This window comes from Micromonospora sp. NPDC048898 (genome assembly GCF_043198035.1).
Taxonomy (GTDB): Bacteria; Actinomycetota; Actinomycetes; order Mycobacteriales; family Micromonosporaceae; genus Micromonospora.
Window position 1 is genome coordinate 301,020 of record NZ_JBICUF010000004.1, and the last position, 6,000, is coordinate 307,019.

Below are 6,000 nucleotides of genomic sequence, written 5' to 3' on the forward strand. Positions count from 1 at the left end.
GTGTCGCGGCCGGCGCCATGCGCGTCAGCCCTCCCACCCACGACAATTGGTCACTCATCCTGATAGTCAACATTAGTGACTATCGGATATGGCGCCAAGGCAAGTGACAGCAGTCACGTCGCGCGGCCCGCCGGCACCCGCCGAGGGTCGGCAGTCGCACCGCCCGAGCCTTGATCAACTCGGCTTTCGGGAAGTCGCGGTATCACGAGGCCCCGGACACCGCGACTTTCATGAAGTCGAGTGGATCACGCGCGCGCGGACGGCACGGCGCGGACTCCACCTGCGGACCAGCGCGGCTCGCCACGGTGACGCCCCGTACGCTCAGGACAGGACGGCGGGCACCCGGGAGAGATCATGAGCGATGCGGCATCCGCTGATGTGGGGGTGCTGTCCGCGCACCTGCTGTCCGACTTCGAGGAGCAGCTGTTCTCCCGGTTGGCTGCGGCCGGCCATGATCGGCTGCGCCGGCGGCACGGCGCGGTGATGGCCTACCTCGACCTCACCGGCACCCGGGCCAGCGAGTTGGCCGAACGCTCCAGCACCCACAAACAGGTGATCGGCACGCTCGTCGACGAGCTGGAGGCCCTCGGCTACGTCACCCGGCAGCCCGATCCGGACGACCGCCGGGCCAAACTGATCGTCCCGACCGAGCGTGGCCGGCAGCAGATCGCGCTTGCCGACGCCCTCATCGCCGACATCGAACGGGCTTACGCCGAGCGCGTGGGCGCGAAGCGGTTCGCCGCGTTCAAAGAGGTGCTCGCGGAGATCGCGGGCCACCCGTACATCCGCAGCTAGTCGGAGCTGGCGAGGATCGCGCCGCTGACGGTGTCCACATACCACCGTCGGTACCGCTCGATCTCCCATCCGCGTTGCCGGACGAGCCAGTCGAAGTTGCGGACGTCCTGGGCCAACCAGAGGATGTCGGCCACCTGATCGACGCTCAGGTCCGGGCGTACGCCTCCCGTGCCGACGAGTTCGGCGGCGAACATGGACATGCCGCGGCGGCGGTCGTCGACGTTCTTGCGCCAGATCTCGGCGACGTCCGGGTCGGCCGTGGCCGCGCCGGCCAGCGCGAGCATCACCTGGGCCTGCCGTGCGTTGACCTCGGCCAGGTGGACGGCGTAGCGGGCGAGCTTGGCTCGGGGGTCGGCGAGGGCGCGGATCTCGGCGACGAAGGGCCGGTCCGGCAGGGCCACCGGCTCGTCGTCGCCGGCCAGGGTGACGTCGACCAACTGCGAGAGCAGTTGCCGCTTGCTGCCGAACACCGCGTACAGGGTCTGGACCGCGACGCCGGCCTCGACGGCGACGGCGGTCAGCGGTGTGGCCGCGTAGCCCGGGTCGACGAACAGCCGGCCAGCCGCCTGGAGGATCGCTCGTCGGGTCTGCCGGGCCTGCTCCTGTCGGCGGGAAGAGTCGTAACGCCTCTTGACAACCACCTCTCGAGTGTAGTGCTCTATTGGATAGAGTCTCACTCTATCGAGAGGTGGCGGCTATGCCGTTCGGTGTGTTGCAGGAGATGCCAGGCGTCAGCGAGGCGGAGTACCGGCAGGTGGAGCGACACCTCGGGCCGGACCGGCCGCCGGGTCTCCTCGCCCACGTCGCCGGACCGACAGAGGACGGCTGGCGGATCATCAACATCTGGCAGGACGAGGCGGCGTTCCGCCGGTTCCAGTCCGAACGGCTGGTCCGGGCTGCTGGCCTGGCGGCCCAGGAGGACGGCTTCGACCCGACGAAGGCGGCGCACTTCAGCTCGATGAGCGTCGACGGCACCGAGATGCCGTTCTGATGGCCGACACCGCCAGCCTGCGGGCCCGCGGCGCCGCCTTCTGGGCGGGAGCGGCAGCCGGCTGGATTCGCCACGCCGATCGGCAGGACGAGAGCGGTCGACCGCTGGGCGCGGCGGCCACGGATCGACTGGCCGCACGACCCGGCGAACGGATCCTCGATGTGGGCTGCGGCTGCGGCGGCACCACGGCCGAGATCGCCGACGCCGTCGGCGTCACCGGCGCGGCGATCGGTGTCGACATCGACGAGGCGATGGTGGCCGCCGCTCGACGCCGGTTCCCCGCCGTCGAGTACCCGGGCATCCAGTTCCACGTGGCCGACATCGAGACTGTCGAGGTCGCGCCGGGTGCCCCGTTCGACGCGGCGTACTCACGAATGACCCTGATGCTGTTGGCGGACCCGGTTGCCGGCTGCCGCGCGATCCGGCGATCACTGCGCCCGGGAGGGCGCCTCGCCGCGACAGTCTTCCGGGACAGCGGCGTCAACCCGTGGCTGCCCGCGGCGATGCTCGGCGCCGCACCGCATCTCGGACCGTTACCACCGCTCCCGGTCGGCGACGAGCCCGGTCCGTTCGCGTTCGCCGACCCGGCGCGGCTCGTCCGGATCCTCACCACTGCCGGCTTCACCGCCGTCACGATCACACCGTGCGACGTCGCCCTGGAAGCCCCGGACGACGCCGACGCGGTGGCCGAATGGCTCGTCGAGATCGGCCCGGCCGGTGCCGCGTACCGGGCGGCTCCGCCGAGTGCGCAGGCATCGGCCCGGGCGGGGGCCGCCCGACTGCTCGGCCGGTTCCGTGCGCCGGGCGTCGGCTACCGGCTGCCCACCGGCCTCTGGCTCGTCTCCGCGAACTCCGCCGGGGCTGCCGACGCATCCCCCGCGGCCGCTACCCACCAACAACCACGTCAGGAAGAAACCCGATGAGAACGATCCGTTTGCTCGCGCCTGCCCTCTGCCTTGTGCTCGCCGCGACGGCGTGCACCGGAACCGACGCGCCCGAGCCCGGGGCCGCGGCGCCGGACGGCCCCACCGCGACCGACGCCCCGCCCAGCGCGGCCGGCTCCGCTCCGGTCGGCGGCTCCGCGCCGGTGTCGGCGAAGGCGGTGTGCGCCTACCTGGACGGCCAGTTGCCGACCCTGAAGGGAATCGGGTCCGAGACCGGCGTGATGGCCAACCTCACCGTCAACCTCTATTCCTGGTACGAGAAGCAGGGCCCCGTGCCGACCGGCCGTCAGATCGACGACCAGACCCGGCAGGAGTGCCCGGCGACCCGGACCGAGGTGCTGAAACTTGCCGGCATGGAGAGCTTCGAGCGGCTGTAGCAGCCCCGATTCGGCCCTCAGCGCTCCAACTGTTTTCCGAACCAGTGGTGGGCGTAGTGCTCGGTGTTGTACGGCTCGATCTCCGCATAACCGGCCGCGCGGTACATGGCGATCGCCTCGGTGAGGTTGCGGTTGGTGTCCAACCGGACGGCGGTCGCGCCACGGTCGGCGGCGTACCGTTCCAACTCGTTCAGGAGCCGCCGGCCGATGCCGAGCCCGCGCACGGTGTCGGAGACCCAGACGCGTTTGAGCTCGGCGGGGCCGTCCGGCTGGAGTTTGACCGCGCCGCAGCCGACCGGTTCGCTGTTGAGGGTGGCGAGCAGGAGCACGCCGGCGGGCGGGACGAGCGCCTCGTCGTGGACCGGGTTGCTCAGGGCGGGGTCGAACCCGTCGTCGAACCGTCGGCCGATCTCCCGGACGTAGGCCCGCAGGCACACCCGCGCCCGCGGGTCGCTCGGCGGGCACGCCTCGATGGCGACCATCGACCCGATGAGCAGCCGTTCGACCTCCGCCATGGCGGCGACGAGTCGTTGCCGGCGGTGCTCGGTGAGTGGTGCGAGGATCGAGGCGGCGAGATCGTCCGACCGCCTGTCGAGATCGGCCCACTGGGTGTGGCCGGCGTCGGTGAGTGTGGCGGTGCGTACCCGGCCGTCGCCCCCGGCCTGGTCGGCGGACGCCACGGTGGCCAGGCCGTCGTTCTCCAGGGCGCGCAGCAGTCTGCTGAGGTGGCCGGAGTCCAGGCCGAGACGGGCCCGGAGCGCGGCGACCTCGGCGCCAGCCGGGCCGATCTCCCAGAGCAGACGCGCCTGCCCGAGGGGACGTCCCTGGGCCATGTACTCGTCGTCGAGCGCACCCACCCGTTGGGTGACCGTCCGGTTGAACCGCCGCACGGCGGCGATGAGGGCCGCTTCCATATACCTGACTTTAGTCAGTAGATCTGCGTCGACGGTAGGACACGATGCCGGCGTGATCCAGGACCGCCACCACGACCACCACCCCCGTGGCGACCGCGCTGACCGCCAGCAGCGGCATCCGCACGAAGGCCGCCGCGCTGCCCAGTACGAACAGGGCGCCCACCCGAGGCCAGGACAGTCGCCGGTGGATCGCAAGCGAGAAGAGGATCCGTCCGGCGAGGAACAACGTCGGCCCGCCCACGATGGCCATGACAGCCTTCATGTCGCCGGTCTGCCTGGGGTGGGCGATGCTCAGTTCCGCCCCGACGGCCGTGACCACGATGCCGGCGATCATCACCAGGTGCAGGTACCCGGCAATGACACCGAGCCGGGACGGGCCGTGCTCGATGGCCGAGCCGAGGTGCTGACCGGCCGGCGTCACGTAGAGCAGACCGATCAGCACGGCGGTGGCGAAGACCAGCAGGAACGCGGTGGTCTCGGCGGGGTGGAGGCGGGTGTCGGAGTACGACAGGCCGGCGACCAGGACCAGCTCACCGAGCGCGATGATCATGATCTGTTGGTAGCGCTCGGCGAAATGCCCGCCAGCGAGGTGCAACTCCTCCGGCCGGGCGCGACCCATCCTCGGCGTGGGCCAGCCGAGCCGTGGGCCGGACAGGTCGATCGCGAGGGCGAACACCCAGAGCGCCACCCGCCACTCCGGCAGCAATACGCCGGCCAACCACGGCACCGCGGTGACGCTGTACCAGCAGAGGATCCGCAGCGCCCGACGCTGGCGCGGATGCCCGCGCAGCGTCGAGACGGTGATCATGCCCCGGACGAGGTGGACCGCGACGTACGCGCCAGCGAACAGCCCGGCGCGTCCGTGCAGGGCCTGCGGGATCGCCACCCCGGCCAGCAGGCTGCCCAGCGTCGCGGCGACCAGCACCGCTCGGATGGTCGGAGTGTCCGGGTCGTACCAGTCGGCGGTCCAGGTGGTGGCCAACCAGATCCACCAGACCCCGGCCAACAGCAGGGCGGTACGCAGCGCGCCGCCCACTGTGAGGTCGTGCAGCAGGTGCTCGGCCAGCTGGCTGAGGGCGAGCACGAACGCCAGGTCGAAGAAGAGTTCCAGAAACGAGGCGCTCAGCGGTGCGTCACTGCCCCGCAGCAGCCGTTCGGGCCTGCTCGCCATCGGCGCTCCTCCCGCTGGCACGCACGCACTGCGTCCGTCGTACCACCCGACGCCGACCAGCGGAGGCGGAACCGGGTCAGCCGGCGAACGCCCACCCCGCGACGACGACCCACCGCCCCCTCCTGTCGTTGATCCGGCTGCGCCCACGGTCGTCGCTGACCACGGTGGGGGCACCCACTCAACGAGGAGGGACGCCGATGACCGCTCAGCGGGAGACAGTGCAGGTCGACCACGACCTGTTCCGCGCCGTGTACGACTCGCCCGCATCGCTGCCCGGTCGGCACCGCTGGACCACCCCGGAGTCGGACGTCCGCCGGCTGGAGAAGCTGCTCGGCATACCGGCGCGCAGCATCGGCGCCCCGCTCTGGGTCAGCGGCGACGACCCCGACTGCCCGAAATGTGGTCGCCGGGTCACCTGGTACGACATCGTCTCGTCAGCGCTCTCCGGCCTGCACGACAAGACCATGATCGCCACCGTCATCCTGGGCGAGCGGAAGTACGTCAACACCGAGATCCCGGCCGCCATCGCCGGTGTGCGCTGCGCCGACTGCCACACGGCGATCGACGGCCTCCGCAGCTTCAAGTGCCACAACTGGGCGTACACCTTCGAGGCGCTGGAGGCCGTCCGCGAACGCATGGCCGGCGGCCCCGGGCCAACCTGAGCCGGCCGCGCGGGGCCGAACCAGCCGCGCGGTGCCACCGACCCGCCGCGTGGCCGCGGACCTGGGCCAGCCGCGCGGCCCAGAGCCCACCCGCGCGGCTCAGTCGGCCGAGCGGCGGGTCGGGCGACGACCGGGTGGACCAGAGC

At 71.5% G+C, this 6,000-nt stretch carries 8 protein-coding genes; 5 read left to right on the forward strand and 3 right to left on the reverse strand.

All coding sequences use genetic code 11. The features are described from left to right. Positions 1-354: 354 nt before the first annotated feature. The gene (locus tag ACGFIQ_RS14415; RefSeq protein WP_393243626.1) at positions 355-795 is read left to right on the forward strand and encodes a MarR family winged helix-turn-helix transcriptional regulator; all 441 of its coding nucleotides are present in this window, start codon (positions 355-357) and stop codon (positions 793-795) included. On the opposite strand, the gene ACGFIQ_RS14420 is transcribed toward ACGFIQ_RS14415, so the two are convergent. After that, the gene (locus ACGFIQ_RS14420; RefSeq protein ID WP_393243628.1) at positions 792-1,436 is read right to left on the reverse strand and encodes a TetR/AcrR family transcriptional regulator; all 645 of its coding nucleotides are present in this window, start codon (positions 1,434-1,436) and stop codon (positions 792-794) included. The two genes, ACGFIQ_RS14415 and ACGFIQ_RS14420, sit on opposite strands and share 4 nt — an antisense overlap. A gap of 56 nt (positions 1,437-1,492) precedes the next feature. Here ACGFIQ_RS14420 and ACGFIQ_RS14425 point away from each other — a divergent pair, with 56 nt between their 5' ends. The 3 genes from ACGFIQ_RS14425 to ACGFIQ_RS14435 are packed head-to-tail and all read left to right on the forward strand — an operon-like array spanning position 1,493 to position 3,107. Beyond that, on the forward strand, positions 1,493-1,786 hold the full coding sequence (locus ACGFIQ_RS14425) for a hypothetical protein (RefSeq protein WP_393243630.1): 294 nt from the start codon (positions 1,493-1,495) through the stop codon (positions 1,784-1,786). Further along, positions 1,786-2,709, forward strand: a complete 924-nt coding sequence (locus ACGFIQ_RS14430; RefSeq protein ID WP_393243632.1) for a class I SAM-dependent methyltransferase — start codon at positions 1,786-1,788, stop codon at positions 2,707-2,709. The genes ACGFIQ_RS14425 and ACGFIQ_RS14430 overlap by 1 nt, the downstream gene beginning before the upstream one ends. Next, positions 2,706-3,107: a hypothetical protein gene (locus tag ACGFIQ_RS14435; RefSeq protein WP_393243634.1), complete on the forward strand. Its 402-nt coding sequence runs from the start codon at positions 2,706-2,708 to the stop codon at positions 3,105-3,107. The genes ACGFIQ_RS14430 and ACGFIQ_RS14435 overlap by 4 nt, the downstream gene beginning before the upstream one ends. A 17-nt stretch (positions 3,108-3,124) precedes the next feature. Here ACGFIQ_RS14435 and ACGFIQ_RS14440 read toward each other — a convergent pair whose 3' ends face one another. Next, the gene (locus tag ACGFIQ_RS14440; protein ID WP_393243636.1) at positions 3,125-4,021 is read right to left on the reverse strand and encodes a GNAT family N-acetyltransferase; all 897 of its coding nucleotides are present in this window, start codon (positions 4,019-4,021) and stop codon (positions 3,125-3,127) included. A 10-nt stretch (positions 4,022-4,031) separates the two neighbouring features. Beyond that, a complete protein-coding gene (locus tag ACGFIQ_RS14445) occupies positions 4,032-5,192 on the reverse strand; it encodes a low temperature requirement protein A (RefSeq protein ID WP_393243638.1) in 1,161 nt (386 codons plus the stop codon). A gap of 197 nt (positions 5,193-5,389) precedes the next feature. On the opposite strand from ACGFIQ_RS14445, the gene ACGFIQ_RS14450 reads away from it, so the two are divergent. Then, a complete protein-coding gene (locus ACGFIQ_RS14450; RefSeq protein ID WP_393243640.1) occupies positions 5,390-5,854 on the forward strand; it encodes a hypothetical protein in 465 nt (154 codons plus the stop codon). Positions 5,855-6,000: the final 146 nt, after the last annotated feature.

Excerpts from the sequence above, each read along its gene's own strand:
- ACGFIQ_RS14435 (WP_393243634.1), top strand. The coding sequence starts at position 2,706 with ATGAGAACGATCCGTTTGCTCGCGCCTGCCCTCTGCCTTGTGCTCGCC.
- ACGFIQ_RS14425 (WP_393243630.1), top strand. The coding sequence starts at position 1,493 with ATGCCGTTCGGTGTGTTGCAGGAGATGCCAGGCGTCAGCGAGGCGGAG.
- ACGFIQ_RS14445 (WP_393243638.1), bottom strand. The coding sequence starts at position 5,192 with ATGGCGAGCAGGCCCGAACGGCTGCTGCGGGGCAGTGACGCACCGCTG.
- ACGFIQ_RS14430 (WP_393243632.1), top strand. The coding sequence starts at position 1,786 with ATGGCCGACACCGCCAGCCTGCGGGCCCGCGGCGCCGCCTTCTGGGCG.
- ACGFIQ_RS14440 (WP_393243636.1), bottom strand. The coding sequence starts at position 4,021 with ATGGAAGCGGCCCTCATCGCCGCCGTGCGGCGGTTCAACCGGACGGTC.
- ACGFIQ_RS14415 (WP_393243626.1), top strand. The coding sequence starts at position 355 with ATGAGCGATGCGGCATCCGCTGATGTGGGGGTGCTGTCCGCGCACCTG.
- ACGFIQ_RS14450 (WP_393243640.1), top strand. The coding sequence starts at position 5,390 with ATGACCGCTCAGCGGGAGACAGTGCAGGTCGACCACGACCTGTTCCGC.